At 40.1% G+C, this 2,500-nt stretch carries 3 protein-coding genes (1 of these 3 running past the window's edge); 2 read left to right on the forward strand and 1 reads right to left on the reverse strand.

What is annotated here, in order from left to right:
• Positions 1 to 67 precede the first annotated feature (67 nt).
• Positions 68 to 931: an alpha/beta fold hydrolase gene (locus tag LEP1GSC062_RS18105; protein WP_020985083.1), complete on the reverse strand. Its 864-nt coding sequence runs from the start codon at positions 929 to 931 to the stop codon at positions 68 to 70.
• Between the two features lie 24 nt (positions 932 to 955).
• Here LEP1GSC062_RS18105 and LEP1GSC062_RS25365 point away from each other — a divergent pair, with 24 nt between their 5' ends.
• Positions 956 to 1,084, forward strand: coding sequence for a hypothetical protein (locus LEP1GSC062_RS25365; protein ID WP_279625792.1), 129 nt, complete (start codon positions 956 to 958; stop codon positions 1,082 to 1,084).
• 128 nt (positions 1,085 to 1,212) lie between these two features.
• Positions 1,213 to 2,500: the 5' portion of a PAS domain S-box protein gene (locus tag LEP1GSC062_RS18110; protein ID WP_010576652.1), read on the forward strand. 1,034 nt of this gene lie beyond the right edge of the window; 1,288 of the gene's 2,322 nt are visible here — the first part of the coding sequence; the start codon lies at positions 1,213 to 1,215; the stop codon falls past the right edge of the window.

The following is a 2,500-nucleotide window of genomic DNA, read 5'->3' on the forward strand; positions in this document are numbered from 1 at the left end:
GCTCAAATTAACGGTACTCTTTTTATAGGAATCAGTAATACGAATTTACGTGCCTTTTGCCGCCGTTTCAATCGAGATAACGATTTATCTCTAAGGAAAGTTCTTCCGGTTTTTCCATGTGAATTGCATGTTTCGCTTCGGGAAGTAGAACGAGCTTGCTCTTTTTCAGATAAGAATGTAGTTTCTTCGTCATTACGACGTCCGTTATCGGATCTTCCTTGCCCGATACGATCAGCGCCGGAATTTTGATTTCTCCCAGCTTTTTTCCGAGAAAAATTTCTTCCTCTCTTTCCAAAGTATTTGCGGTAAGAAATTGATTCGGAAGTTCGTTCCAAGATCGAATGAGAGCCTTTCTCGCGATTTTTCCCGGCAATTCCGGAGTTTCGTAATACAAAGCCTCGATCAGTTTTAAAAGATCGTTTTCGTTTTTAGGAAATAGAAGTTCTTTCATTTCATCCCGTTGGCGATGTGGGATTCCTCCGGGAGAGATCAAAACTAACTTGGAAATTCTTTTTTCGCGGTCTCGGAGAGCGACGTGCATTGCAATCAAGGCTCCCATAGAATGGCCGCCTAATACAAGTTTGGTGAGTTTCAGTTTTCGGATCGCCTCGTAGATCAAATCTCCGAATACGTCTATTTGATACAGATACTTTAGCGGCGGGAGTTTGCTTCTCCCGAATCCGGGTATATCCGGAATCAATATCCGATAGTCCTGCCGAATTTTAGGAGCCACTTTTCTAAGCCCCGTTGCTGAATCCAGAAGACCGTGGATCAAAAGAATCGCCTTATTTTGCTCCTGGTTTTTTTCTAAAAAATAAATTGAATTTCCTCCGGTTTCTACTTCGAAATCCCGAAATCCGAGAGTTTCTTTCATGTATCTCTTCTTTTTCCAGTGATAATAGTTGAGGAATAATTCGTACACCGATTTCATAAATGCAGATTCTCTATTTCATTTTTGTCTTCTCTTTTCGGAATGAGGATTGATTCGGAACTCGTCTTAAAGCTCGACGAACCGGAATCGGGAAAAGGTATAGCCGAAAGAGGAAAAGACGGTTTGTTTGAATCCTATCTCGGTGGGATTTAAAGTTTCCTTTCAAGCAATTTTTCGCTTAGAATGTTTGTCGGAATCGGTAAAAATAAAATTCCGGAATTAGTTCTTGCAAAGAATTAAAAGTAAGTCGAGACTCACTCCAGGTTTTACCCGGAATCAGGATGTTAGACTCTTTATCTTCTGTGCTTCATTCCTTTTTCCATCCGATTCAGGAAGGGGTTCTTGCTTTGGATATGGAAGAAACCATTCTCTATCTGAATCCCGCTCTTGAAAATATCCTAGGTTATTCTTCCGAAGAACTCCAAGGGAAATCACGCGATTTCATTCTTTTCAGTTCCGCATATCCGAGGGAAACTTTTACGATCAAACACAACGAACCTCCTTTAAAAGTTTATTGGCAACTCCGGCATAAAAGCGGAAAGAAGAAGTTCGTCAATTGTACCATCAACGCTTCGACTTTTGTCGGGCAAGGGATACTGCTATTTTATTTCACCGATCAGTCCGAAATTCAACAAACCGAACTTAGACTTTATTATATGCAAAGTATCTTAAGGACCTTAAGGCTTTTAAGGCAAAACCTGAGATACTTGACTTCGGAAGTTGCCATCTTTCAAAAGCTCTGCGATACTTTGAAGGAAAATCCTCATTACTTTTTAGTCTGGGCCTTTTTTTACAAGGACGGCGAACTTCAGGTTTTGGGACAAAAAGGTATAAATTCTGAGTTGAAGCTCAAAATTCATTCATTCATTTCTTCGAATATTCCGTTTCCTATGAGGAGACTAATCGATACGAAGGATAACTTCATCATTCACGAGTTTGGGAACGAAAAGTATCCCGAGTGGGAATCGATCTTTGTGGATTATGAATTTCGTAGAAGTCTTTCGATCGGAATTCGGGAAAAGGGACAATTCCTCGGCGGAATCGAAATTTTATCCTTGGAAGGAATGGCTTTCGACTCCGGGGAGAATTTTCTCTATGAGGAAATTATTTCAGACGTCCATAGTTCTCTTCAAAACGCGAAAACCGAAAGGACGAGAATCGAAAATTCTAAAAAACTGCAATTTCAAGGCGCACTTCTTAATTCCATAGAAGTTCCTCTTATTTCCACTGACGATGAGGGTTATATAACCTACGGTAATCGGAGCCTCGAAAGAATATTAGGAGTTTATAAAGAGGATTTTATCGACCTTCCTCTGGGAAAATTTCTAGATCTATCCCCTGCGATTTTGAAAAGGCTTTCCAAGGAGGAATTAAGAACCGAAATCAAAATGAAAATTTTTCCGAATATCGAGGCACCTATGCTTCTTGCCTCGTCTAGAATCAGGGATGAATACGGAAACTCGATTGGAACAATTCTTCTGCTTCTTGACATCACCGAACAAAAGAAAAACGAGGAGCTCATTCGTTCTTCCGAAATTAAACTCAGAAATTTATTTTCCGCGATGAACA

Origin of the sequence: Leptospira alexanderi serovar Manhao 3 str. L 60, from assembly GCF_000243815.2 — a bacterium.
GTDB classification, from domain to species: domain Bacteria; phylum Spirochaetota; class Leptospiria; order Leptospirales; family Leptospiraceae; genus Leptospira; species Leptospira alexanderi.

Bases quoted from the DNA above. Each gene is read 5' to 3' on its own strand.
- LEP1GSC062_RS18105 (WP_020985083.1), bottom strand. From the start codon at position 931: ATGAAATCGGTGTACGAATTATTCCTCAACTATTATCACTGGAAAAAG.